A 25,690-nucleotide genomic window follows, 5' to 3' on the forward strand; every position below is an offset into this window, starting at 1 on the left:
GGTTACAGCAGCTTCTGCTGCTGCAGCCATTCACGCGCCACGCTGCTGGCGTCCTGGCCCTCAACGGCGATCTTCGCGTTCAGCTGCTGCAGGGTTTTCTCATCCAGCCGACTGAAAACCGGCTTCAGCCAGCTGTCGATATCGGGCCAGGCTTTCAGCACCGAGGCACGGATGACCGGCGTTGGCGCATAGATTGGCTGCACCCCTTTAGGATCGCTCAGGGTTTGCAGACCCAGCGCCGCCACCGGGCCGTCGGTGCCGTAGGCCATCGCCGCGTTGACGCCGGAGGTCTGCTGCGCCGCCGCCTTGATGGTCACTGCCGTATCGCCGCCCGCCAGCGAGAGCAGCTGGCTCTGCGTCAGCTTAAAGTCATAGGCTTTTTCAAAGGCCGGCAGGGCGTCGCCGCGCTCGATAAATTCCGCCGAAGCCGCCAGCTTGAAGGTGCCGCCTTTTTTCAGGTAGCCGCTGAGATCCTCAAGCGAGCTGAGTTTGTTCTGCTGGGCGACATCCTGGCGCACCGCGATGGTCCAGGTATTGTTCGCTGGCGCAGGCGTCAGCCACACCAGCTGATTTTTATCGGCGTCGAGCTTTTTCACCTTCTCATAGCCCTGGCGCGCGTTTTTCCAGGCGGGATCTTTTTCGTCATTGAAGAAGAACGCGCCGTTGCCGGTATATTCGGGATAGATGTCCAGTTCACCGGCGGTGATAGCGCCGCGCACCACCTGCGTGGTGCCGAGCTGGATTTTATTCACCGTTTTGACGCCGTGCTTCTCCAGTACCTGCAGGATCACATTGCCCAGCAGCGAACCTTCCGTATCGATTTTCGAACCCACACGCACGGGATCGGCAGCCTGCGCCGCCCCTGTCGCCAGCAGCAGCGCGGCTGCCGTCAATGCCAGAAAACCAGACCTTGCCATAAGGTGTTCCTTTAATTTGGTTATATGTGAGGTGCTTATAGAGAATAGTCGTTTCGTCATGCATCGCGTAACACATTGCCTGAAGCGTGAAGCGTCGCGCCTCAACTTTTTCATATCGTTATCGGTGCGGTTATAACTGAAATGAATTTACGTCCAGACGTCTGGACGCTAAGCTGTCCGTCACTTCACCTTAACCACAGATAACATCATGACCGACCTGACTTCTTCTTCTGCCCACGTGGCGCTAACAGGGAACCGACCCGAAGGCGAAACCCAGTGGATCCGCAGCGCAGCGGACGTATCGCGCCTGATTAACAGCGGCGACGGGGCGCGCAGCAACGCGCGCATCGTGGTGGCGATCGCGCTGGGCGGCGTGTTTCTCGACGCTTACGATCTCGGCGCGCTGGCGTTTGGCATTAAGGATGTGGCGCGCGAGTTCAACCTGACGCCGACCGGCACCGGCATGGTCGCCTCCGCCATTACCTTCGGTGCCATTGTCGGCGCGCTGATCGGCGGCTACCTCACCGATAAGATTGGCCGCTATCGCGTTTTTATGGCGGATATGTTCTTTTTCGTGGTGGCGGCGCTCGCCTGCGCCTTCGCCCCCAATGAGTATGTACTGGGCGGCGCGCGCTTTGTGATGGGGCTGGGGGTCGGCATCGATCTGCCGGTGGCGATGGCTTTCCTTGCCGAGTTTTCTCGCCTGCGCGGCAAGGGCAATAAGGCCGCCAGCGTGGCGATGTGGTGTCCTACCTGGTATGCGGCGATCAGCATCTCTTATCTGCTGGTGCTGCTGCTCTATGGGGTGCTGCCGGAGAGCCATACCGGCTGGCTGTGGCGCCTGATCCTCGGCTTCGGCGCGGTGCCGGCGCTGATCATTATCGCGATTCGCAGCCGCTATATGAGCGAGTCGCCGGTCTGGGCGGCCAGTCAGGGCGATCTGCAAGGCGCGGCCGCCATTTTGCGCAGCGGCTGGAATATCAACGCGCAGGTGGCGGAAGAGGCGTCCGCGACGCCCGTCCAGCCTGCGCGCCGGGCCAGCTGGCGCAACTACGGCGCGCTGCTGCGCGGCGTCTACCTGCGGCGCACCCTGCTGGCGACCATCACGTCGATCGCCTCCTCCTTTGCCTATAACGCGGTGGCGTTTGGCCTGCCGGTCATTATCAGCAGCTTTTTCGCCCAGTCGATGCTGACCACCATTCTGGTGTCGCTGGCGCTTAATCTGCTGTTCGCCTTTGTCGGCGGCGTGCTGGCGGTGCGGCTGGTGCCGCGCCTGGGCGCGTGGAAGATGTCGGTGGCGGGCTACGCCTGTCAGTGCGTGGCACTGCTGGGGCTGGCGCTAGTCGGGCGTCCTGAAGGCGGTCAGGAAGCGGCTATCGCCATTGCGATGCTGGCGCTGTTTCTGTTTGGCCAGGGCTTTGGGCCCGGTTCGCATACCATGACCTTCGCTTCGCTCAGCTATCCGACTTCGCTGCGCGGTGTCGGGGTCGGTTTTAACCAGACGCTGATGCGCGGCAGCTCGACCCTTTCGCTGTTTCTGTTTCCGGTGCTGGTCGCCGCGCTGGGCACCGGCGTTTTCTGGGTGATTTTCCTTGCGCCGCTGGCGGGTCTGCTGGCGCTGCTGGCAATCCGCTGGGAGCCGTCGGGCTACGATGTGGACGCGGAAGATTTTGTCGAGCGTTAACGGGTTGCGTGCTAACGCTGAAGAGAGGGCCGATCGCAAAGATGCAAAACCAGCCCGGCCCCTCTCTCCTGCTTGCAGGCAGTCCACAGCGGGTGCCGCTTTACGCCGGCATACTCAACGCATTTAAGTAGGCGGGTATGCGCGGAAAGGTGTAGAGAAACCAGGGCGTGAACTGCTGCGGCTCATCAAGCATGGCGCGCTGAATGTCGCCGACGGAGCGGTAGCACCAGTCGTCCGCCTCCTGAGGATTGGGCGTCGGCAGATCGTCGCTGACGGCAAAGTAGACATGGCCATACTCATGCTCAATCAGGCCGTTGCTCAACGGCAGGTTGTAGCTCAGCTCAAATACCGGCGTCAGCGACAGCTCCAGCCCCATCTCTTCCAGCAGGCGGCGCTCCGCTGCCTGCTGCGTCGGCTCCGCCGGATAGGGGTGGCCGCAGGTGGTATTACTCCAGAGGCCGCCGCAGTGATATTTGCCGCTGGCGCGGCGCTGCAGCAGCAGCTCCCCGGACGAATTAAATACGTAAACCGTTACCGCGCGGTGCAGCAATCCCTTCTCATGCACTTCCAGCTTTTCCATTTTACCGGTAGGACGATCGAGATGGTCGACGAGAATAACTTCGATAGCAGACATGAGGATTCCTTAAGATAACTCCTACTATTCTGGCATATCCCTGCCGCTTCATGGCGCGTGAATTCGTGCGGTTCGCTGCAAAACAAGCACGGGCTCGCCTGCGCGAACCCGTGGATAAAAGACATGATGGTGAGGTGAGCCACAGGCTGCGATCGCTGGCAGGCAAAACGGGCGGTTTCTGGCAGCCGCATTTTGCCTTTGCCGACGAGCCGGTGAATCACGCCTACAGGCGGAAGCTTTGCACCACCTGCTCCAGCTGAACGCTCTGCTCTTCCATCGCCTGCGCGGCGGCGGAGACCTGCTCCACCAGCGCGGCGTTCTGCTGCGTGGTACCGTCGAGCTGGGTGATCGCCACGTTGACCTGCTCGATGCCCATGCTCTGCTCGCGGCTGGCGGACATGATTTCGCTCATCAGCGTGGTGACGCTGCTGACGCCCTGCATCAGCTCGTCCATGGTCTCGCCCGCCTGCTCCACCAGCTGGCTGCCGGCGTCGATATTGGCCACCGACTCTTCGATCAGCTTTTTGATTTCGCGCGCCGAGTTGGCGGAACGCTGCGCCAGGTTGCGTACTTCAGAGGCAACCACCGCGAAGCCGCGGCCCTGCTCCCCTGCTCGCGCCGCTTCCACCGCGGCGTTAAGCGCCAGGATATTGGTCTGGAAAGCGATGCTGTCGATAACGCTGATAATATCGACCACCTTGCGCGACGAGTGATGGATCTCGCCCATGGTGCTTACCACCTGACGCACCACTTCCGTGCCGCGCGCCGCCACCTGCGAGGCGTTGCCCGCCAGCTGGTTAGCGTGGGTGGCGTTGTCGGCGTTCTGACGTACGGTGCCGGTCAGCTGCTCCATCGAGGCGGCGGTTTCGACGATTGAGCTGGCCTGATCTTCGGTGCGTGACGAGAGATTGGCGTTGCCGCTGGCGATTTCACGCGACGCGGCGGTGATCGCCAGCGCGCTGTCGCCTACCTGCCGCATCAGCCCCTGCAGATAGCTGATAAAGTTGTTAAAGCTCTGCGCCACGGCGTTGAACTCCGGGCTATTGCTGGTCGGCAAGCGCTGGGTCAGATCGGCTCCGCCCTGCGCCAGCGCGTCGATGTTGCGATGCAGCAGGTTAAGACGCTGCATCATCGCGCGGATAAAGCCCAGCAGCACCAGCAGCAGCACGATCGCCAGCGGGATCTGCACCAGGCCGAGACGCGTCAGCATGCTGTGCGTCTGCACGGTCAGCAGGCTGGTCGGCACATCGCTGGCCAGATACCACGGGCTGCCAGGAATAGCCTGCAGAAACAGCGTATGTTCGCCATCCTCGCCGTCAAAGGTCGCCTCTGTCGGCTGCGTGCCCGCGCCGCTCAGCAGCCCTTTCAGCGCCGCCGCCATCGGCAGCTGCAGATCGCTCAGGTTCTCCAGCTTCGGCGTGCCGTCCACCAGCGCGGCGTTGCCCACAACTTTGCCGTCGGCCTCAACGATCAGCACGCGCCCCTGGATGGCGTCGCCCATCTCTTTTGCCAGATGGTTGAAAAAGCCGAGGGTAACGTCGATGGTGGCGACGCCCCAGACGGTGCCGTCACGATAGATTGCCATGGCGCAGTTGGTACGCGGCTGCGGACTGGCGGCATCCTGGTAGGCTTTCGCCCAGGCGCACTGCCCTTTCGGCGCGGCCATGCCATCTTTGTACCAGGGTTGCTCCCAGTATTTGTCGGCGGCGTCGGAGTTCCAGTAGGTATTGACCTGCAGCTGGTTGCTGGCGTTGCGCGCAAAGAAACTGCTGTCTTTCTCTTTCGCCGGATCGCGGCGGTTTGGCAGCGGCCAGATGCCGCCGCCGAAGACGTTGCTGTCCTGATACTGGTTCACCAGCGCAGGCAGCATCTGATCGATGGCGGCACTCTCCATCACGCCTGCGGCTTCGGTGATAGCGCGCTGCTGCGCCTGTACGCGGTTCATCTGTTCCACAATCCCGGTCGCCAGCGCGTCAACCTGGTAGCGCACCAGCTGGCTCTGGTTAGCGGTCAGCTGTGGCGCGATAAACTGCTTAATCACCACCACCGTGATAAGCATCAGAACGAGAAAAAAGAGTACAAGAACCGCAGTGATGCGGGACTGAGTTGTTTTTAGCATCTGCTTTCCCCTGGCAGAAACGGCGCGATTGCCTGATCAGGGTTAACGGCGCAGCAGTAGCTAACTTGAGATGCGCGAGATCACAAATTTAACAATTCGTTGATAAAGGTGATTATTTAGACAGTAACGACCTGACAGCGCGCCGGGGAAACAGCGCGCTGACGTTAGATTTCGCTGTCCACCACCTGCTGGCGCGGGCGGAAGATATGGTTATTGCCCGTCGCCATTAGCCGCTCTACCAGCTGCTGGCCGCCCAGCTCATCCGCCTGCGCGAACTGGCGCTCCGCTTCGGTAATGGGGGTCGCCCACAGCAGATTAGGCCGATCGCCGTCGCGCTTGGGCAGGGAGAACTGCGCGCTGTCGTCCGCCAGCGCGTTGGCGAGCAGAAAACTTTCAAAGCCGACCGGCGCCACTTCCGACGCCAGCGTATGGCCCTCGCCCAGCCAGGTAAGGCGCGCCCAGGGCAGATGGGCGAACTCCGCCAGCGCGCTCGCCATCTGCACCGCGTTGCCTTCGGTCATCACCTCGCCATCCACCGCCATCGCCAGCTCAACGCGGCGATACTGCGGCGCCAGCTCGTCAAACAGATAGTCGACCTGCGGCATCGGACGAATGCTCATGCCGAGCGTAAGGAAATACCATACGCCCTGATGCCAGTGCTGAGAGATGGCCATCGGCGGCCAGCTGCCCTGGTCGATGGCGTAATATTTCACCGACTCGCCGAACTGCGTCTGATAGCGCTGCATCAGCGCCTGCTGCACCCGATCCCACTCGTTGCCGTCGTGCCAGTCGCGCCAGAACTGGCGCTGATGTTCCGCACGCGCGTAGTAATCGTTGGTGGAGGCCGATCCCAGCGGCGCGGTGAGCCGGTTTTTTTTGATGCAGCCAGCGGAGAAGCTGACCTGCTTATCCTGGTAGAGGCTCCAGCCGGGGATCACCGCCAGCAGCTGGCCGTAGTACCATAACGCCGCGCCGTCATCGCTCGGCTCCCACAGCACCTGCAGGCCCGCCGGATCGAGCGGCGGCTCCGCCTCCAGCGTGCGGCAATACTCCGCGCTGAGCAGCGGCGCAATGCCCTGCTCCATCGCCGCGCGATCTTCCTGCGCCGGCGCAGGCAGCAGATTGCGCAGCCAGCAGCCGCGCACCGCATACTGGCTGCGGAACAGATCTGTCGGCCAGATATAGAAGTAAGCGGTGCGCTCATCCTGTTCGACAATCGCCGTCAGTGTATGTTGCTGATTGTGGACCTCAGCAATCAGAGGTTGGTATGTCATAGCGCCTCGACAAAGCTTAGGGATCCATTTCCCCGAGATTAGAGCAGGATCCCGGCTGCCGCCACGTTAGACAAGGGTAAAACTCTCAAAGTCGGCGCCATACGCCAGCGCAAGGGTAAGCAAAGGTAAAGCGAGGAACGCTACGAGGCGCATAAAGGCGCAACGCCGCTAAAGAGTTGGCGGCCCGGAGAGTGAAACGCTATTCGCGTTTCTCGGGCGCGGCCGCATGCTATGGTCGATCTACCTTTGTTATCGGAGGCGCATGATGCAGCCCGTTACCGATTTTGCATGGCGCGAGCTGGCGGTTCTCGCGCTTTTTCTCTGGCTTCTTTATCGCTACACCTGGCTGACGCTGTCGGTGACGCTGATGGCGATCGGCATCGCGGCGCTTATCGTGCTGCCGGTCGAGTTGACCTTTAGCCTGGGTTCGCTCGCCGCTATCGGCGCTGGGGTGGGCCTGCTGGCGCACCAGCTGCAGCAGCAGCGGGCTGCGCGCCAGCGCCAGACGCGCGCGCCGCGCAGCTATACCCGGCCGCACGATGAATTCCATACTTAACCGGCGATGACCTTTCCCGACGCGGCGCTGTTAAGCGGCAGCGCTGTTCCGGCAGGATAATGCTCAGAAAAGGTTAAGAAGGCGTTAAGGCTGGCGCCCCATGCGCAGCATGGCGCGATGGTATGCGCCGCGCGTAATTGACCAGCGCAGGGTTTTCGCCAGCAGCCGCATTTCGGCGTCGAGCAGCGCGCGCGACAGCGGGCTGAAGCGATAGCCCGAGAGCTGCTGCGCCCAGTCGGGCAGCAGCGCCATGCCCGATCTCAGCATCACGTTCATCGCCGGCTTCGCCTGCCACCCTGGCGCAGGCGCCTCGCGCAGCAGCCGCGTCACCTCAGCGGTGCGCTCATCGTAGCGCAGCTCGCCGCGCATCGCCTGCAGGTAGCGCTCCACCGCCTCGACGCTTTTCGGCACGTCGGCGGCGCCCAGCGCTTCGGCGATCAGCGCCGCTTCCTGATAGTAGCGATCCTGATCCCCCAGGCTGAGCTGCGGATTTTTAAAGCGCAGATGCGCGGCGAGAAAGGCGCTGGTTTCCGCGACGTGTACCCAGGTGAGCAGGCGCGGATCGCTGGCGGCGTAGGGCTGGCCGTAGTTATCGACGCCGCTGACGCGCAGGTGGATATTTTTCACCCGCTCAATCAGCAGGCTGGCGTCGTGGCGGTTGCCGAAGGTGGTAACGGCGATAAACTGACTGGTGCGCCGCAGCCGCCCCAGCATATCCTGGCGAAAGTTAGAGTGATCCCAGACGCCCGCCAGCGCGGAAGGATGCAGCATCTGTAACAGCAAGGCGCTGATGCCGCCGCACAGCATGGCGGGAAAGTCGCCGTGTACGCGCCAGATTACGCTGTCGGGGCCGAACAGGCCGGGATCGCCGGGCGGCTGCGAGATATCAAACTCGTTAAGCGCCAGGCCGTTAACGCGAAAGACCTGATTCTGGATGCGGTTGCGGATGCTGTTCATAGCGGCGTGGCTGGATAAGTGGGCCCTCTTCTCCCGGCGGCAAAGCCGGGAGAAGCCTGTGGTGCCTGTTTACAGATAGTCGAACTGCGCGTTCCGGGTGCGCACCGAGTCGAGTCCAATCATCACGTTGAACTTGCCTGGCTCCGCCACCTGCTGCATCTGCTGGTTCCAGAACTTCAGCGCGTCGACGTCGATCTTAAAGCTGACCTGCTGCGATTCGCCCGCTTTCAGCATAATCCGCTTAAAGCCGCGCAGCTCGCGCACCGGACGGCTGATCGAGGCGACCGGGTCGTTCAGGTACATCTGCACCACCGTCGCGCCGTCGCGATCGCCGGTGTTGGTTACCGTGACGCTCGCCTCGACGGTGCCGTTACGCGGCATGGTGGTCGCCGACATTTTCACCGGCGACACGCTGAAGCGGGTGTAGCTCAGCCCGTAGCCAAACGGATAGAGCGGGCCGTTCACCGAATCATAGTAGTGCGAGGTGTATTTGTTCGGTTTAGCGAAGTTATAGGGACGACCGGTCGGCAGATGGTTGTAGTAGAGCGGGATCTGCCCCACCGAGCGCGGGAAGGTGATCGGCAGCTTGCCGGACGGGTTGTAGTCGCCAAACAGCACGTCAGCGATGGCATTGCCGCCTTCGGTGCCGCTAAACCAGGTTTCCAGCAGCGCGTCCGCCATGCGATCTTCGTTGACCAGCGTCAGCGGTCGGCCGTTCATCAGCACGATGACCAGCGGTTTGCCGGTGGCCTTCAGCGCCGCCAGCAGCTTCTGCTGGCTGGCGGGAATAGAGAGTTCGCTGCGGCTGGAGGCCTCATGCGCCATGCCCTGCGCTTCGCCGACCGCCGCGACCACCACGTCCGCCTGCTTCGCCTTCTCGACCGCTTCGTCAATCAGCGCCTGCGGCGAGCGCGCGTCGACCGACACCGCCTGCTCGTAGAGGTTAAGGAAGTCCTGAACGCCCTTGTTGTCGCTGATGTTGGCGCCTTTCGCATAGAGCAGCGTCGCTTTACCCGCGGTGGCGTTGCGCATCCCCTGCAGCAAACTCACCGACTGCTTCGCCACGCCCGCCGCCGACCAGCTGCCCATAATATCGCGCTGGCTGTCCGCCAGCGGCCCAATCAGCGCAATGGTGCCGGCGCGCTTCAGCGGCAGCGTATTGAGCCGGTTTTTCAGCAGCACCATGCTTTTCCGCGCCACGTCGCGCGCTTCGGCGCGGTGCAGGCGGCTTTCGGCGTTGGTGTCCTGCGGATCGCTCTCTTTAGGGCCGAGATGGCTGTAGGGATCGTTAAACAGCCCCATATCATATTTCACGTTAAGTACGTGGCGCGCCGCGTCGTCAATCTCCGCCATGCTCACCGCGCCGCTTTTCACCAGGCCCGGCAGATATTTGCTGTAGTACTCGTCACTCATGCTCATGTCGATGCCCGACTTCAGGGCAACGCGCACCGCATCCTCGGGATCGGTCGCTACGCCGTGCTTGAGCAGCTCTTTGATCGCGCCGTGGTCGCTGATGGTGATGCCTTTGAATTTCCACTGGTCGCGCAGCACCGTTTTCAGCAGCCAGCCGTCGGCGGTGGCGGGCACGCCGTTAAGGGAGTTAAGCGCCACCATCACGCCGCCGCTGCCGGCGTCGAGGGAGGCTTTATAGGGCGGCAGATAGTCCTGGAACAGGCGCTGCGAGCTCATATCCACCGTGTTGTAGTCGCGGCCGCCTTCGATGCCGCCATAGGCGGCGAAGTGCTTAACGCTGGTCATAACCGCGTAGCGATCGGCGGCGCTTTTGCCCTGCATCGCCTTCACCATGGTGCTGCCCATTTGCGAGGAGAGCCAGGTATCTTCGCCGAACCCTTCGGAGATGCGGCCCCAGCGCGGTTCGCGGCTGACGTCCACCATCGGCGCCCAGGTCATATTCAGACCGTCGTCGGCCGCTTCATAGGCTGAGACGCGCCCGACCTGACTGACGGCGTCGAGATCCCAGCTGGCGGCCAGCCCAAGCGGAATCGGGAAAATAGTGCGCTGGCCATGTACCACGTCATAGGCGAAAAAGAGCGGAATTTTCAGGCGGCTGAGCTGCATCACCTGATCCTGCATAGCGCGAATATCCTGACGCGTCACGGTATTGAAAATCGCGCCGACCTGCCCTTTATGGATCATGTCGCGGATCATCTCTTTCGGGTTGTCTGGTCCCACGCTGATGAGCCTGAGCTGGCCGATCTTCTCGTCCAGCGTCATTTTGGTCAGGAGTTGATTAACAAAAGCGTCGCGCGCCTGCGCGTTCATGGGGTGCGGCCCCGTCAGCTCTTCGGCCAGCGCGGGTTGCAGAGCGAGTGAGACAGCGAGACTAACAGAGTAAATCCATTTCATCAGGTCGGGTTCTCTTAAGTAACTGCGCAATATCGAATAAACAGGCGGCAGTGTGCCACAAGTTGAGGATAGCAGGTAGCCGTCAGCGTCACACTGCCTCGCGCTTTTCGCTGACGTGCTACAGTAAGTGCGCCATGTCATGACAAGGGAGTTGCACATGAACCATCCAGCGTCTCATTCCGCTTTACTCGCCGATCTGCGCCGCCAGGTTGGCGCTTCCCACCTGCTGACCGACCCGGAGCAGACCGCACGCTACCGCAAAGGCTTTCGCTCCGGCGAAGGCGAGGCGCTGGCGGTAGTCTTCCCCGGCACCCTGCTGGAGCTGTGGCGCGTGCTGCAAACGCTGGTTGCCGCCGACGCCATTATCCTGATGCAGGCGGCCAATACCGGCCTGACAGAGGGCTCTACCCCCAACGGCAGCGACTACGACCGGCCGGTGGTGATTATCAGCACGCGGCGGCTCGATAAGCTGCAGCTGATTGACGAAGGTAAGCAGGTGCTGGCGTTTCCTGGCAGTACCCTTTATCAGCTGGAGAAAACCCTGAAGCCGCTGAACCGCGAGCCCCATTCGGTGATCGGCTCCTCCTGCATCGGCGCCTCGGTGCTGGGCGGCGTCTGCAATAACTCCGGCGGCTCGCTGATTAAACGCGGCCCGGCCTACAGCGAAATGGCGCTGTTTGCCCAGGTGGATGAGCAGGGCAAGCTGAAGCTGGTAAACCATCTCGGCATCGATCTCGGCGCGACGCCGGAAGAGATACTGGGACGGCTGGACGACGAACGCTGGCGACCAGCGGATGTGCAGCACGACGGACGCCACGCCTCCGATCCCGACTATGCCGACCGCGTGCGGCACGTTGACGCCGATACCCCGGCCCGCTTCAACGCCGATGCGCGTCGGCTGTTTGAGGCCTCCGGCTGTGCGGGCAAGCTGGCGGTGTTCGCGGTGCGGCTGGATACCTTCCCCTGCGAGCCGCAGCAGCAGGTGTTCTATATCGGCACCAACGATCCGGCGGTGCTAAGCGATATTCGCCGCCATATTCTCGCCCACTTCACCCATCTGCCGGTGGCGGGCGAATATATGCATCGCGATATTTACGACATTGCCGAAGTCTACGGCAAAGATACCTTTCTGATGATCGACAAGCTGGGCACCGACAAGATGCCGCTGTTTTTCACGCTGAAGGGGCGCGTCGACGCCTGGCTGGCGAAGCTGAGCTTCGTGAAGCCCCACTTTACCGATCGCCTGCTGCAGCGCATCAGCGCCCTGTTCCCGGCGCATCTGCCAAAGCGTATGAAGCAGTATCGCGATAAATATGCGCATCACCTGCTACTGAAGATGTCCGGCGCGGGCATCGAGGAGGCGCGCGACTATCTGAACGCGTTTTTCCGCGAAGGCGGCGGCGCGTTTTTCGAATGCGAAGGCAAAGAGGGGGCACACGCCTTTCTGCATCGTTATGCCGCGGCGGGCGCGGCGGTGCGCTATCACGCGGTACACGCCGACGAGGTGGAAGATATTCTTGCGCTCGATATCGCGCTGCGCCGCAACGATCGCGACTGGTTTGAAACCCTGCCACCGGAAATTACTCAGTCCCTGAGCCATCGCCTCTATTACGGTCACTTCTTCTGCCACGTGTTTCATCAGGATTACATCGTGAAAAAAGGGGTGGATGCGCATGCGCTGAAGGAGCAGATGCTGGCGCTGCTGGAGGCGCGCGGCGCGGAGTATCCGGCGGAGCATAATGTCGGCCACCTCTATCGGGCAAAGCCGCAGCTGGCCGATTTCTATCGTCAGCTCGATCCCACCAACACCTTTAATCCGGGAATTGGCAAAACCAGCAAGCAGAAAGGCTGGGCGGTGAAGCAGCCCTGAAAACGGGGCGTTCTCTGACAGGGGGAGGTTTGCTGACGGCTCAGGGTGGGAAACGCGGGTGACCATCGAATCTGTCACCCGCGCAGGTGCCCCTTGCTGGCTTAAGGCTGCGGATCGGCCGCCTGCTCCGCCATCTGCTGGCGGCGCTCGATAATCATGGTCTGCGGCGTCGACAGCACAATGCCCTCTTTGCGCAGGCGCGTCAGAATATCGAACAGCAGGTCGCTTTTCGCGCCCGCAATCTGGCGCTGGCTGGCGACGTTGCCGGTAACGCTCAGCACGATGCCCTGCGCCGTCAGATCTTTAAACGAGACCGACGGCTCCGGCGCCTCGAGAATACGTTCGTTCTCGTTATAGACCTCCAGCAACAGCTCGCGCACCCGCACCGGATCGATATTGAGCGGGAAGGTCAGCGTAATGGTCACGACGCCCTGCGCGTTGCCCATGGTGGCGTTGCGCACGTTCTGCGAGATAAACTGCGAGTTCGGCACGATTACCGTCGACTTGTCGCCCAGCTGGATCTCGGTGGCGCGCACGTTGATGCGGCGGATATCGCCCTCGATGCCGCTGATGGTCACCAGATCGCCAACCTTAACCGGTCGCTCGGTCAGCAGGATCAGGCCGGAGATAAAGTTCTTCACAATCTCCTGCAAGCCAAAACCGATACCGACCGACAGCGCGCTGACGATCCACGCCAGCTTGTTCCACTGCAGACCCATAATCGACAGCGTCAGCAGGATCACCAGCACGTAGCCAATATTGCTGAACAGCGTGATCAGCGACACGCGCATGCCGGCGTCCATGGTGGTCTTCGGCAGGAAATCGCTGTCGAGCCAGCGGCGCACGCTGCGCAGCACATAGATGCCCACCACCAGACAGATAATGGCGTTGACCATGTGCGCCGGCACGATGTTCAGCGACTCCAGTCCTTTGCCGCCCCAGAACTCAATCGCCTTTTGCAGCAGCTCGATCGGCGTTGAGGACGCGAAGGTGCCGTTAAGCAGCGCCAGCGCGACAAAGCCAATCAGCAGGGTTTTGCCCAGCGCGGCCAGCAGCGTTGCCGCCTGCTGCAGATGGCGTTCGTCGATATTCAGCGAGGTTTGCAGTCGTCGGCCGGTAAGGCTGTTGACGGAAAAGAGGCTTTCGCAGCCGTCGTTAACCAGGTGGCTAAGGAAGTAGAAGGAGCCGAACAGAATGCCGCACCACACCACCTCGTAACTCAGGAAGCGCGCCAGGGTGACGTAGCCGATAATCAGCGACAGCAGAATGGCGACCGCCGTCAGCGTCAGCGCCATCTGAATCAGCCCCACCAGCGTCGAGCGCACTTCCGGCGCATTACCCTCTTGCACCATGCGGCGGCGCACGCGGTTGGTGCGCATGCTGATCGCCAGCGCGGTGCTGCCGATCAGCAGCGCCGTCAGGCCGTTGGCAAAAATGGTGGTGTTGAGGCTGGTGCCAACGGTGTAGTTAAAGTTCTCTACCGTCTGGAAAATAAACACCAGCGCGGCGGTAATCGGCGGGAACGGCTTCAGCGCCATCGCCACGTCGTTAGAGATAGCGGGCAGACGCCAGCTCGGCCGACGCGTAGAGAGAAAGGCGCGTCCCAAGCCGGCGATCAGGCCGCAGAAGACGCTGAGCTTCACCAGACTGACAACGAAGTCCTGCACGTCGCCGGAGACCTCATCGCGGCGCGCGAACGCCAGCGCGGTGAAGTTAAAGGTCAGCACCACCGCCGCCAGCGTGGTCAGGGCAATCGCCGCGGCGAGAAAGCTGCGGCGCAGCCGCCCTTCCGGCATTTTGTGAATGCTGATCCAGGCGAGAAACTCTTCGCTGTAGCGACGTCCCAGCGTCATTACCAGTATTGCCGCCAGCAGCCAGGCGATGGTGCCGAAGCGGTAGCCTGGCTCCCACGACAGCGCGGCGGTATCCTGTAAATCCTGCAGGAAGCCGTCGATCTTCTCGTTGTCCAGATCCTGCTTCACAAACAGCGGCGCCCAGAAGCGCGGGCCGAGAATACTGCCGGAGTTGAGCGCCAGCTGGGTTTTCATCAGATCGCGGCGCAGGTTGGTGATCTGCGACGAGAGCATCAGGGCGCTGTTTTTAATCCCGTCCGCCTGCTTGATCTGATCGTCCAGCTTGCTCTTTTGCGACTCCAGCGAGCTGCGCTTGCGGGTCACTTCCGGCGTCTCTTTGACGCCGCTGTCCGCTTTGGGCGCGGGGCCGAGCACCGCCAGCTGGGCGTCAAGCTGCTGACGCTGCGGCTGCAGCGCCTGCGCGAGCGTATCGGCATTGCCCGACAGCTCCAGCGCCAGCTCGTTAAGCTGCGTCAGCTGGTTTTCATTGGTCTGTCCCGACACCTGACCTTTAATCTTGTCGAGGACCTTCTGCATTTTCGGCAGTTCAACCGCCGCGTTCACTTTGGGCGCGGCGTCGGTTTGCTGTGCGGCATCGGCCACATCGTCGTCTGCCATGCTCCAGGCGGGGAACAGCGCCGCCGTCAGCAGCATCAAAAGCGGTAAAAAGAGGCGTAACGTAAACATTATAGAGGTTCCAGCACAAATTCAGGCGAACGACCATCGCATTGGCGCGTAGTTTAGGGCCAGGCGCATCGGGAAACTATAGGAATGCTGGCCGTTCTCGTCGAACAGGTTGCGGCGTCCGCGCGGGCGGACGCCGGTAAAGGGTTATTCCACTACCGCCGCGCCGTGAACGTTGTTCACCACCAGCCCCGCCTTCTGCTTTTTATAGGCCAGTGCCGCCGCCGGGACCGGCGCCGCCTTGCCGGTTTCCAGCCAGTCGCGCAGACGGTTGGCGTCAGCGAAGTGGGTATATTTGCCGAAGGCATCCAGCACCACCAGCGCCACCGGCCGGTTATTGATCATGGTGCGCATCGCCAGGCAGTGGCCCGCTTCGTCGGTATAGCCGGTTTTGGTGAGCTGAATGCGCCAGTCGTTTTTGTAGACCAGATGGTTGGTGTTGCGAAACGGCAGCGCGTAGCTCGGATGGGTGAAGACCGCGGTCTGTTCTTTCGTGGTGCTCAGCTCGCCCAGCAGCGGATAGTTGCGCGTCGCGCGCAGCAGTTTAACCAGATCTTCCGCGCTGGAGACGTTTTGAGTCGACAGGCCGGTCGGCTCAACGTAGCGCGTATGGGTCATGCCCAGCGCGCGCGCTTTGGCGTTCATGGCGCGGATAAAGGCGTCGTAGCCGCCGGGATAGTGATGCGCCAGGCTGGCCGCGGCGCGGTTCTCCGATGACATCAGCGCCAGCAGCATCATATTGCGGCGGCTGATTTCGCTGTTGAGCTTGACGCGGGAAAAGACGCCGCGCATCTCCGGCGTGTGGCTGATATCCACCGAAATTCGCTCATCAAGGGGCTGCTTCGCATCCAGCGCCACCATCACCGTCATCAGCTTGGTGATAGAGGCGATAGGACGTACGCGATTAGGATGGCTGGAGAAGAGCACTTTCCCGGTGTTGAGATCGACGATCATCGCGCTGCCCGAGGCGATTTGCGGTTCGCCGACCGGGGCAAGCTGAGAAAGTGAGGTAGCCGCCTGCGCGGGCGCGATAGCCGCCTGGCCGCCGAACAGCAGCGCCAGCGAAAGCAGTGAATAGCGAATGGTTACAGGCATCTTATAAAAAGACCGATTAGGATAGTACGCCGTGTTTTACACAGGCCGCCCGCCGCAGAGCCGACTACGCGGAGGCTGGCAGCAGCATAATACGCGGAAGCGTAAGAAATTTCCTGGCGAGAATGTTTCCGGGCGTTAAAAAAAACGTCCTGGACATCGCTGTCACAGGACGCTTTGCACGGCGGCGCACCTTATCCGCCGTCGGTACGGCTGGCCAGCGGGTCAGAACAGCCGCGGCCCGTAGCCCCACAGCACCACGGTCAGCGCCAGCAGCACTTCGAACACCAGCACGCCTATCGCCAGCGTCGAGCCGGAAAAGCGCAGGCTCTCGTCACGGTCGATATTCAGGAACAGCGGAATGCCGATATAGAGCAGGTAGCCGGTATAGACCAGCGCCAGCGCGCCCGCCAGCACGCAGAGCCAGACCAGCGGATAGAGCGCCACAATGCCGCTCAGAAACAGCGGCGTGGCGACATAGCCGGCGAACACCGTACAGCGCTGGACGCTGGGCCGCTGCGGGTAGTCGCGCGCCATCCAGTGAATGACGCGGCCCATCACCGCCACGCCGCCTAAGATAATCAGATAAAAGAGCACGCCGAGCGCAATGCCGGTTAACAGATTGAGCTGGACAAACTGACCGTCGCCCAGATTCCACCCCAGCTGCGTCGTGCCGATAAAGGCGCAGATCACCGGGATCGCCGCCATCAGCAGAACGTGGTGGGTGTAATGGTGCGAAACGCTTTCATTCTCTTGCTTGATATCGCGCATTTCCCGATCGGGATGCGCCATAAGACCCCAGACATGATTCATATCATCACCTCGCAGATGCGACAGGCCGCCCCGAATCCACGTCGCCGATCCCTCAGGCAGCATCACCTCAAGTATAAACGGCGTTGCTGCTTTTGTAGCCAGCGCGGCGGCAATCGGTAAAAAATAGTTACCGGCAGAGCCGCCTGCCTGAAGGATTTGCCGAAGCGGTATAGAATGTAGAGATGGCTGACTGAACAGGGAGTTTACTTTTGCATTTCGATATCAACGGATTAATCACGCAATATGGCTATCTGGCGCTGCTGATCGGCTGTATCGCCGAAGGAGAAACCTTTACGCTGCTGGGCGGCGTGGCGGCCCATGAAGGACTGCTGAACTTTGCTGGCGTGGTGCTGGCGGCGATGGCCGGCGGCGTGATCGGCGATGAGTTGCTCTACTGGATCGGCCGTCGCTACGGCACGAAAATTCTGCGCAAGCTGAAGAAACATCAGGATAAGGTGGGCAAGGCTAATCGGCTAATCCAGCGTCATCCCAGCCTGTTTGTGATCGGCGTGCGCTTTATGTACGGCTTTCGCATTATCGGCCCGATTATTATCGGCGCCAGCCACCTGAAGCCGCTGAAGTTCCTGCTGCTGAATATTATCGGCGCGGCAATCTGGGCGACAATTTTTGTCGCCCTGGGGTACTTCGCCGGCGGTATTATCGCCCCCTGGCTGCACAAACTCGACCAGCACCTGAAGCATATTCTCTGGCTGGTCGCCGCGGTGCTCTTCGCCTTCGCGCTGCGCTGGGTGATCCGTCGCTGGAACACCCGCCGCGCCGGTTAGATATCTTTCCCGCCGTAGAACTGCGGATTGGCCAGCATAAAACCGCCATCGACGACAAAGGATTGTCCGGTGGTGTAGCTGGCCCACTCTGAGCAGAGCCAGGCCACCAGGCTGGCAATCTCCCGCACGTCGCCCGGCCGTCCAATGGGAATCTCCGGCGTCTTAATCTTCTGCGCGTCGCCGTCGCCCATATTGTTCATCGGCGTGGCGATCGCGCCGGGTGCCACCGAGTTCACCAGAATATTATGGTTGATCAGGCTGATGGCCATCGACTTGGTCAGGCCGCCCATGGCGTGCTTCGCCGCCGTATAGGCGACGGCGTCGGGCAGCGGCGTATGCTCATGCACCGAGGTGATGTTGATAATCCGTCCGCCATCGCCCTGCTCCACCATTTTGCGCGCGGCGATCTGCCCGCAGACAAAGGCGCCATCAACGTCGACGCTAAAGACCTTACGCCACTCCTCAAACGGCGTGTCGAGGAATGGCGACTTAGCGTTGGCGCCCGCGTTGTTGACCAGCGCGTCGATGCGGCCCAGCTTGTCGATCAGCGCCGAGAGCGAGCGGCCGCCCTCCTGGGGATCGGCGAGATCGAGATGAATGATTTCCGCGCGGCGGCCTTTGTCGCGCACCAGCCGCGCCGTCTCCTGCGCGCCCTCTTCATCGGAACGCCAGGTGATGCCGAGATCGTAGCCCTGCTCCGCCAGCATCAGCGCGCTGGCGCGGCCGATGCCGGAATCAGATGCGGTAACGACGGCGACTTTGTTCTGTGGTGTGGTCATGATTGCCTCCTCAGGATATCGGGTAAGCTGAAGTATAGAAGCAATCCCGGTATGTCCAGCGGCGGCCGCTTTTGCCGGTTTGGCTATAGTTAACAGATTGCCCGCTATGGAGATAAGGATGAGCACGATAAAACGCCCGATCGAAGATCACGGCATTATTGGCGATCTGCGCACCTGCGCGCTGGTGGCCAACGACGGCACCATTGACTATCTCTGCTGGCCGGCGCTCGACAGCCCCTCGGTGTTCGCTGCCCTGCTCGACAGCGACGACGCCGGGCTTTTTTCGCTGGCGCCGGAGTGGGAAAACGTGCGTCGCCAGCAGCTCTACCTGCCGGATACCAATATTCTGCAGACGCGCTGGCTGGGTGCAGAGGGGGTCGCGGAGATCACCGACTATATGCCGATCTGCGACGACGAAAAAAAGCAGCCGCGCCTGGTGCGCCGGATCAAAATGGTGCGCGGCAGCGCCTGGTTCAGGATGCGCTGCGCGCCGCGTCACGACTACGCGCGCGCCGAAACCCGCGCGCAGGCCGCCGGCGACTGCATCGATTTTTACGCGGAGAACCAGCCGACGCTGCGGCTCGCCGCCACCGTGCCGCTGACCTGCGAAGCGGACGCCGCCACCGCGCATTTTGAACTGAAGTCAGGGGAGCACGTCGAGTTTGAATTTGGCAATCAGGAGGACGCGCGCATCGGCGCCGTCGCCACGGAAACCTGCTTCGAGGAGACCATTAACTACTGGCGACGCTGGAGCAGAAAAAGCACCTACAGCGGACGCTGGCAGGAGATGGTGCAGCGCTCGGCGCTGGCGCTGAAGCTGCTGACCTCCAGCCAGCACGGCTCTATCGCTGCCGCCGCCACCTTTGGCCTGCCGGAAGAGCTGGGCGGCGAGCGCAACTGGGACTATCGTGCCTCCTGGATACGGGACGCCTCATTCAGCATGTATGCGCTGATGCGCCTCGGCTACGTCGACGAAGCGAAACACTTTACCCGCTGGGTCGGCCGCTGCGTCGAGAACAGCCACCACGACGAGATGCGCCTGCAGGTGATGTATCGCCTCGACAGCGGCGTTGAGCTGCATGAGATAGAGCTGCTTAATCTCTCTGGCTACGCCAACTCGCGCCCGGTGCGCATCGGTAATGACGCCTGGCAGCAGACGCAGCTCGATATCTACGGCGAGCTGATGGACGCGGTCTATCTGTCGAACAAGTATGGCGAGGCGATCTCCGAACGCGGCTGGCAACACGTGGCGCAGATGATCGATATGGTATGCGAAAGCTGGAACCAGCCCGATGCCGGTATCTGGGAGATGCGCGGCGAGCCCGAGCACTTTCTTCATTCGCGCCTGATGTGCTGGGTGGCGCTGGATCGCGCGCTGCGCCTCGGTATGAAGCGGTCGCTGCCGATGCCCTACGCCCGCTGGGACAGCGCGCGCAGCGAGATCCGCGCCGATATCTGGCAAAACTTCTGGAACACCGAGCGCGGCCATTTCGTCTCGACCCGCCACGGCGATCATCTTGACGCCTCGATGCTGCTGATGCCGCTGGTGCGCTTCGTCGGCGCAACCGACCCCGAGTGGCTGTCGACGCTTGACGCCATCAAGCGCGAGCTGGTGAGCGACGGCATGGTGCGCCGCTATAACATCGACGAGACGCCCGCCGACGGCCTGAGCGGCTCGGAAGGCTCTTTTGGCGCCTGTTCGTTCTGGTACGTGGAGTGTCTGGCGCGCGCCGGGCGCATCCACGAGGCGCACTTTGAGTTTGAGAAGCTGCTGAGCTACGCCAATCCGCTGGGGCTGTACGCCGAGGAGTTCGACAATCACGGCCGTGCGCTGGGCAATATGCCGCAGGCGCTGACCCATCTGGCCCTGATCAGCGCCGCCTTTTTTCTCAACCGCAAGCTGAGCGGCGAAGTGACCTTATGGCAGCCCTGAGCGGCTTCGTTATTGCGGCAGGGAGGCCCGATAACACAGTCGGTTACCTAAAGTCTGCGATGGCTGCTAAAATCCTGATTCACAACATCGAAACAATGCCCATATAATGTGCAGCCGGCCACGCTGACCGGTACGGGTTCGATAAACTGACAAGCCTGCTAACAGGCCATAACGACTTGTAAAATATGAAAATGATTCGCGCTTTTGCTTCAATGGCTCTGGCGCTGGCTGCATTCAGTCAGTCCGCCTTCGCTGTGGTTTACCCCTTACCAGCCGCCAACAGCCGTCTGGTTGGGCAAAATATTGAGATTACCGTCCCTCAGGACAACAAACTGCCGCTGGAAGCCTTTGCGGCGCAGTACCAGATGGGCCTCAGCAATATGCTGGAAGCCAACCCGGGCATGGACGTCTACCTGCCGCAGGCGGGCAAAAAAATGATCATTCCGCAGCAGTTGATTCTGCCTGACGCCCCGCGCGAAGGCATCGTGATCAACAGCGCGGAGATGCGCCTTTACTACTATCCGAAAGGCACCAAAACCGTTGTGGTTCTGCCGATCGGTATTGGTGAGTTAGGCAAAGATACGCCGATTAACTGGACGACTAGCGTACAGCGCAAGAAAGCGGGTCCGACCTGGACGCCGACCAAAGCGATGCACGCAGAGTACGCTGCGCGCGGTGAGAACCTGCCGGAAGTCTTCCCGGCCGGCCCAGACAACCCGATGGGCCTCTACGCGCTCTATATCGGTCGCCTGTACGCCATCCACGGCACCAACGCCAACTTCGGTATCGGCCTGCGCGTCAGCCACGGCTGCGTGCGTCTGCGCGCCGACGATATCAAATGGCTGTTTGAGAATGTGCCGGTCGGCACGCGCGTGCAGTTTATCGACCAGCCGGTTAAAGCAACGGTGGAGCCGGACGGTTCGCGCTACGTAGAGGTGCATAACCCGCTCTCAACGACCGAAGAGCAGTTTAACTCGCGCGAAGTGGTGCCGATTACCCTGACCTCTGCGGTCACGAAAGTGATCACCGACGCCAGCGTCAGCCAGGATCAGGTCAACGCGGCGATTCAGAACCGCACCGGTATCCCGACCAAAGTCAACGGCGTTGCCGACAGCGTGCCGACCGCGCCGACCGAAGTACCGGAAGCGCCAGACGCACAGCCAAAAGAAGAGCCGATGACGCCGGTTACGCCGCAGGGCGCGAACGTTGTCGATCCGAATGCTGCACCGCAGGCACAGCCTGCTGCGCCAGCGCCGGCTCCGGTTAATAACCCTTCTTAAGGGTTGCTGGTTTATCGCTGTTATCAAAGCCCGCTTCTGCGGGCTTTTTTATTCTGAGGATCGCGCCATGACCGCTTTTCATCAACTTACCGCCACCAGCCTGCGTGGCGAGCTTATTCCGATGGCTGACTACGCTGGCAAGCTGGTTCTCGTGGTCAATACTGCCAGCCATTGTGGCTTTACGCCGCAGTACGCAGGTCTTGAAAGGCTTTACAAGAAGTACGCCGACCAGGGGCTGGTGGTGCTGGGTTTTCCCTGTAACCAGTTCGGTAAGCAGGAGCCCGGCGGGGCCGACGAGATCGCGCAGACCTGCCACGTCAACTATGGCGTGAGCTTTCCGATGTTTGAGAAAGTGGCGGTCAATGGCGCCTTAACGCACCCGGTGTTTGGTTATCTGAAAGAGGCGCTGCCCGGCGTGCTGGGCGGGCGCATTAAATGGAACTTTACCAAGTTCCTGATTGGACGCGACGGCAAGCCCTTGAAGCGTTTTGCGCCGATGACGACACCAGAGAAAATGGAAGCGGCAATTCTTGCGGCGCTTTAAAGCCTGGCGGCTCGCAGGTGCCGCGCAGCTCTCAGAGCGGATCGGCCAGCGCAGCATCTAAAAAAGCCGGCATCTGCCGGCTTATATTTTTACGTTAATCCTGTTACTGACAGCAGGCTGGAAAATCAGCGACCGACGCGGTTCCCATCTTGATCAATGACCTGTTCGCCATCCTCTTTGGTAAAAGGGGCCTGCTGCGGGTTTGGCAGAATATCCAGAACCCCCTCAGACGGCCGACAAAGCTTTGTGCCGAGAGGGGTCACAACCACCGGACGGTTGATGAGGATGGGATATGTCAGCATGGCATCCAGCAGTTCGTCATCGCTGAATCTCTCCTCTGCCAGTCCGAGCTGCTCATACGGCTCCGTATTCTTACGCAGCAGCGCGCGCACGCTGATCCCCATATCCGCAATCAGCTTTTGCAGCTCGTCGCGCGCTGGCGGCGTTTCCAGATACAAAATTACCACGGGTTCCGTGCCGCTGTTGCGGATAAGCGCCAGGGTATTACGCGACGTCCCGCAGGCCGGGTTGTGGTAAATGGTAATGTCAGACATAAGCGGTGCTCCGTTAAGGCGCTGCCCGCACGCAGCACCCGATTAAGGTTAAACAGTCAGGCGCAGGGCCAGCGCGGCCAGCGTCACAAAAAGCACAGGCAGGGTCATTACGATGCCCACGCGAAAGTAATAGCCCCAGCTGACGGTGATATTTTTCTGTGCCAGTACGTGCAGCCATAGCAGGGTTGCCAGGCTGCCGACAGGGGTAATTTTCGGACCAAGATCGCAGCCGATAATGTTGGCGTAAATCATCGCCTCCTTCACCACGCCCTGAGCGCTACTGCCATCAATGGAGAGCGCACCAACCAGCACGGTGGGCATGTTGTTCATCACCGAAGAGAGAAAGGCCGTCAGAAAGCCGGTGCCCAGCGTGGCGCCCCATACGCCGTGCTCCGCAAAGCGGTTCAGGGCGGCAGAGAGATAATCCGTCAGGCCGGCGTTGCGCAGGCCATACACAACGAGGTACATGCCCAGCGAGAAGATGACTATCTGCCAGGGCGCACCTTTCAGCACCTTACGGGTATCGATCGCGCCCCCTTGCCGGGCCACCAGCCAGAGAATAGATGCTGCCACCGCGGCTACCAGACTGACCGGGACGCCGAGCGGCTCCAGGGCAAAAAACCCGGCCAGCAGCAGAAACAGCACCAGCCATCCGGCGATAAAGGTTTGCTTGTCACGAATGGCATCCCGTGGCGCCTTCAGCTTTGCCAGGTCATAGGTGACCGGGATCTCTTTACGGAAAAAGAGGTGAAGCATAACCAGCGTAGCCGTGACGGAGGCGATATTGACCGGCACCATGACGGCTGCATATGCGCCAAACCCCAGCTTAAAAAAGTCCGCCGTAACGATATTGACCAGGTTGGATACGATAAGCGGCAGGCTTGACGTGTCGGCGATAAAGCCTGCTGCCATCACAAACGCCAGCGTGGCGCCGGGGCTAAAGCCCAGCGCCAGCAGCATAGCAATAACGATTGGCGTCAGGATAAGCGCCGCCCCATCATTGGCGAACAGTGCCGCTACCGTTGCGCCCAGCAGAACAATCCAGGTAAAAAGCAGCCTGCCTCTGCCGCCTCCCCAGCGTGAGACGTGCAGTGCAGCCCACTCAAAAAAGCCGGACTCATCAAGCAGCAGGCTGATGATGATAACCGCAATAAACGTGGCCGTGGCGTTCCAGACAATTTGCCACACGGCCGGAATATCCCCGATATGCACCACGCCGGTCAGCAGCGCCAGAGTGGCCCCGATAACCGCACTCCATCCAATACTGAGTCCCTTTGGTTGCCAGATAACCAGTACCAGCGTCAAAACGAATATCGTGCCCGCCAGAAACATACGTTCTCCTTTAATAAACCGCCCGCCTGGACCATTAAATGCCCTCAGCGCGTATAGATACGAAAAAACAGATATGTATAGTTAAATTTTTAAATGCAGACAGGCTTGCCGTTAGTGGTCGCGTTTTCCCGCTCAGCCTGCTGGCTGAGATGCAGAATGCGATCCCGCTGGCACAGGTAAGCCTGTTCAATGACCGCTGCCGCCCAGGCAGGCATATGCGGCGACAGCCGGTAATAGATCCATTTGCCATCGCGCCTGTCGATAAGCAGACCGCTCTCTCTGAGCAGCGCCAGGTGGCGGGAAATTTTTGGCTGAGCTGCCTTGAGAATAGAGGTAAGCTCACAGACGCAAAGCTCCCCTTTTTCGCGCAGCAGCAGCACCACGCTGAGTCGGGTTTCGTCAGATAACGTTTTGAAGAGCTGAAGAGGATTAAGCTGAAGCATGACGACTCCTGTCGCTGAAACAGGAGTAGTATCGCTGCGTGCGGATTGACGATCAACTACACATTCGAAAAAACATATATTTGACCAGCCAGGATTTTCTCTTTTCCAGGCCGGCTTTGCCCTTCGCCTCCCCTCACTTCCCCGGCCTTCTCAGCGCCAGCCAGCCCGCGACAAAGGTAAACGCCAGCACCACCAGCACCAGAATCAAAAAGCCGTGCGGATTACCCGCCAGCGGGATGCCGCCGACGTTCATGCCGAAGAAGCCAGCCACGATATTGATCGGCAGCGCCAGCACGGTAATGACGGTTAACAGAAACAGCGTGCGGTTGCTCTGCTCCATCAGGCGCGCGGCGATCTCCTCCTGCAGCAGCCGGATGCGCTCCATCAGGCTGGCGAGGTCGTTAAGCACCACGCTGAACTCCTCGGTAAAGGCGCGCAGTTCGCGCAGCGTATCGCGATTCAGCCACGCAGGCGGACGATTCAGCAGGCGAAACAGCGCGGCCGGCTCCGGCGCCAGCAGACGCTGAATGCGCAGCAGCATGCGGCGCAGCTGCCCCAGCTCGCTGCGGTTCGCCTTGATGGCCGGGCTAAGCAGCCGCTCCTCAATCGCGTCCACCGCAAGGCTGCTGCGCCGCACCACCTGCTCCAGCTGGCGCTCCTGCTCGCCCAGCAGGCTGAGCAGCATCTCTTCGGCGTTGCGAAAGGCGCACGACTGCAGGCGCTGATGCATACGTTCAATCATCGCCACCTGACGATAGCGCGCGCTGACCAGCAGCTGGCGCCGACACCAGATCCAGAGCGTGGCGTTCTGCGCGCTGTGCTCTTCCTGGCTAAAGGTGACGTCATTAAGGATCGCCATCAGCGCTTCCCCCTGCTCCGCCAGCCGGGTGCGCGACGAGGCGGAGTGGATCTCTTCAAAGAAATCTTCATCAACCTGAAAATGGCTCTGAACCCAGTGCTGGGCGCGGGCGTGATTGAGATTGATATGCAGCCAGAGAAACTCGCCGTCGCGGCGCGGCCGCTCGCCTGCCTGCACCGCCTCGCGCGCGTTGAGGCGGCGCGGCGGCGCGTCTGGGGAGATCAGGTAGCCGTAAATTAAGCCGGCGACCTCGTCGTCGAAACTGGATTTATCAGGGGCAAGCAGTAGCTCAGCAACCATGGATGGAGTAGATGTCAGGGCGGACCAGATCCACAGCCTGATGCAGAATGATGACAGAATA

At 60.9% G+C, this 25,690-nt stretch carries 21 protein-coding genes; 7 read left to right on the plus strand and 14 right to left on the minus strand.

The features are described from left to right. Positions 1-2: 2 nt before the first annotated feature. Positions 3-917, minus strand: a complete 915-nt coding sequence (locus LB453_RS15920) for an ABC transporter substrate-binding protein (protein ID WP_103794878.1) — start codon at positions 915-917, stop codon at positions 3-5. A gap of 208 nt (positions 918-1,125) precedes the next feature. Between LB453_RS15920 and LB453_RS15925 the strand changes: the two genes are divergently transcribed. Then, complete coding sequence (locus LB453_RS15925) at positions 1,126-2,601, plus strand: MFS transporter (protein ID WP_103794879.1); 1,476 nt, start codon at positions 1,126-1,128, stop codon at positions 2,599-2,601. A 100-nt stretch (positions 2,602-2,701) separates the two neighbouring features. Here the strand turns inward: LB453_RS15925 and idi are convergent, their stop codons facing one another. The 3 genes from idi to LB453_RS15940 form a co-directional block, all read right to left on the minus strand. After that, positions 2,702-3,235 carry an isopentenyl-diphosphate Delta-isomerase gene (gene idi, locus LB453_RS15930; protein WP_103794880.1) on the minus strand — a complete coding sequence of 178 codons (534 nt, stop codon included), beginning with the start codon at positions 3,233-3,235 and terminating at the stop codon, positions 2,702-2,704. Positions 3,236-3,458: 223 nt separating this feature from the next. After that, positions 3,459-5,354 (minus strand): methyl-accepting chemotaxis protein, encoded by a 1,896-nt coding sequence (locus LB453_RS15935; protein ID WP_103794881.1) that lies wholly within the window; start codon positions 5,352-5,354, stop codon positions 3,459-3,461. Between the two features lie 164 nt (positions 5,355-5,518). Beyond that, positions 5,519-6,628 (minus strand): suppressor of fused domain protein, encoded by a 1,110-nt coding sequence (locus LB453_RS15940; protein WP_103794882.1) that lies wholly within the window; start codon positions 6,626-6,628, stop codon positions 5,519-5,521. A 262-nt stretch (positions 6,629-6,890) separates the two neighbouring features. Between LB453_RS15940 and LB453_RS15945 the strand changes: the two genes are divergently transcribed. Continuing rightward, positions 6,891-7,184 carry a hypothetical protein gene (locus LB453_RS15945; RefSeq protein WP_146053805.1) on the plus strand — a complete coding sequence of 98 codons (294 nt, stop codon included), beginning with the start codon at positions 6,891-6,893 and terminating at the stop codon, positions 7,182-7,184. A gap of 84 nt (positions 7,185-7,268) precedes the next feature. On the opposite strand, the gene LB453_RS15950 is transcribed toward LB453_RS15945, so the two are convergent. Together LB453_RS15950 and bglX are read right to left on the minus strand one after the other, a co-directional pair. After that, a complete protein-coding gene (locus LB453_RS15950; RefSeq protein WP_103794884.1) occupies positions 7,269-8,141 on the minus strand; it encodes an oxygenase MpaB family protein in 873 nt (290 codons plus the stop codon). 69 nt (positions 8,142-8,210) lie between these two features. Then, positions 8,211-10,508: a beta-glucosidase BglX gene (gene bglX / locus LB453_RS15955; RefSeq protein WP_103794885.1), complete on the minus strand. Its 2,298-nt coding sequence runs from the start codon at positions 10,506-10,508 to the stop codon at positions 8,211-8,213. A gap of 157 nt (positions 10,509-10,665) precedes the next feature. Between bglX and dld the strand changes: the two genes are divergently transcribed. Continuing rightward, positions 10,666-12,378, plus strand: a complete 1,713-nt coding sequence (gene dld, locus LB453_RS15960; protein ID WP_103794886.1) for a D-lactate dehydrogenase — start codon at positions 10,666-10,668, stop codon at positions 12,376-12,378. Between the two features lie 101 nt (positions 12,379-12,479). Here the strand turns inward: dld and LB453_RS15965 are convergent, their stop codons facing one another. The 3 genes from LB453_RS15965 to LB453_RS15975 all read right to left on the minus strand — a co-directional run bounded on the left by LB453_RS15965 (position 12,480) and on the right by LB453_RS15975 (position 16,820). After that, positions 12,480-14,918 carry a DUF3772 domain-containing protein gene (locus LB453_RS15965; protein ID WP_103794887.1) on the minus strand — a complete coding sequence of 813 codons (2,439 nt, stop codon included), beginning with the start codon at positions 14,916-14,918 and terminating at the stop codon, positions 12,480-12,482. Positions 14,919-15,062: 144 nt separating this feature from the next. Next, positions 15,063-16,010 (minus strand): D-alanyl-D-alanine endopeptidase, encoded by a 948-nt coding sequence (gene pbpG, locus LB453_RS15970; protein WP_103794888.1) that lies wholly within the window; start codon positions 16,008-16,010, stop codon positions 15,063-15,065. Positions 16,011-16,232: 222 nt separating this feature from the next. After that, a complete protein-coding gene (locus LB453_RS15975) occupies positions 16,233-16,820 on the minus strand; it encodes a Yip1 family protein (protein WP_033789155.1) in 588 nt (195 codons plus the stop codon). A gap of 209 nt (positions 16,821-17,029) precedes the next feature. Here LB453_RS15975 and LB453_RS15980 point away from each other — a divergent pair, with 209 nt between their 5' ends. Next, positions 17,030-17,605 (plus strand): DedA family protein, encoded by a 576-nt coding sequence (locus tag LB453_RS15980; protein WP_103794889.1) that lies wholly within the window; start codon positions 17,030-17,032, stop codon positions 17,603-17,605. Here the strand turns inward: LB453_RS15980 and LB453_RS15985 are convergent. Next, the gene (locus LB453_RS15985; RefSeq protein WP_103794890.1) at positions 17,602-18,384 is read right to left on the minus strand and encodes an SDR family oxidoreductase; all 783 of its coding nucleotides are present in this window, start codon (positions 18,382-18,384) and stop codon (positions 17,602-17,604) included. The two genes, LB453_RS15980 and LB453_RS15985, sit on opposite strands and share 4 nt — an antisense overlap. A gap of 118 nt (positions 18,385-18,502) precedes the next feature. Here LB453_RS15985 and LB453_RS15990 point away from each other — a divergent pair, with 118 nt between their 5' ends. The 3 genes from LB453_RS15990 (at position 18,503) to LB453_RS16000 (ending at position 22,141) form a co-directional block, all read left to right on the plus strand. Further along, a complete protein-coding gene (locus LB453_RS15990) occupies positions 18,503-20,317 on the plus strand; it encodes a glycoside hydrolase family 15 protein (protein WP_224481518.1) in 1,815 nt (604 codons plus the stop codon). A 185-nt stretch (positions 20,318-20,502) separates the two neighbouring features. Further along, entirely contained in the window at positions 20,503-21,597 is a 1,095-nt protein-coding gene (locus tag LB453_RS15995; protein ID WP_103794892.1) for a L,D-transpeptidase family protein, read from the plus strand. A 67-nt stretch (positions 21,598-21,664) separates the two neighbouring features. Next, the gene (locus LB453_RS16000; protein ID WP_103794893.1) at positions 21,665-22,141 is read left to right on the plus strand and encodes a glutathione peroxidase; all 477 of its coding nucleotides are present in this window, start codon (positions 21,665-21,667) and stop codon (positions 22,139-22,141) included. 125 nt (positions 22,142-22,266) lie between these two features. Here LB453_RS16000 and arsC read toward each other — a convergent pair whose 3' ends face one another. The 4 genes from arsC to LB453_RS16020 all read right to left on the minus strand — a co-directional run bounded on the left by arsC (position 22,267) and on the right by LB453_RS16020 (position 25,629). Beyond that, positions 22,267-22,695, minus strand: coding sequence for a glutaredoxin-dependent arsenate reductase (gene arsC, locus LB453_RS16005; protein ID WP_103794894.1), 429 nt, complete (start codon positions 22,693-22,695; stop codon positions 22,267-22,269). Positions 22,696-22,743: 48 nt separating this feature from the next. Beyond that, a complete protein-coding gene (locus tag LB453_RS16010; RefSeq protein WP_103794895.1) occupies positions 22,744-24,027 on the minus strand; it encodes an arsenic transporter in 1,284 nt (427 codons plus the stop codon). 89 nt (positions 24,028-24,116) lie between these two features. Continuing rightward, positions 24,117-24,470 carry a metalloregulator ArsR/SmtB family transcription factor gene (locus tag LB453_RS16015; protein ID WP_103794896.1) on the minus strand — a complete coding sequence of 118 codons (354 nt, stop codon included), beginning with the start codon at positions 24,468-24,470 and terminating at the stop codon, positions 24,117-24,119. A 133-nt stretch (positions 24,471-24,603) separates the two neighbouring features. Then, the gene (locus LB453_RS16020) at positions 24,604-25,629 is read right to left on the minus strand and encodes a transporter (protein ID WP_103794897.1); all 1,026 of its coding nucleotides are present in this window, start codon (positions 25,627-25,629) and stop codon (positions 24,604-24,606) included. Positions 25,630-25,690: the final 61 nt, after the last annotated feature.

This window comes from Pantoea agglomerans (assembly GCF_020149765.1).
Classification (GTDB): Bacteria; Pseudomonadota; Gammaproteobacteria; order Enterobacterales; family Enterobacteriaceae; genus Pantoea; species Pantoea alvi.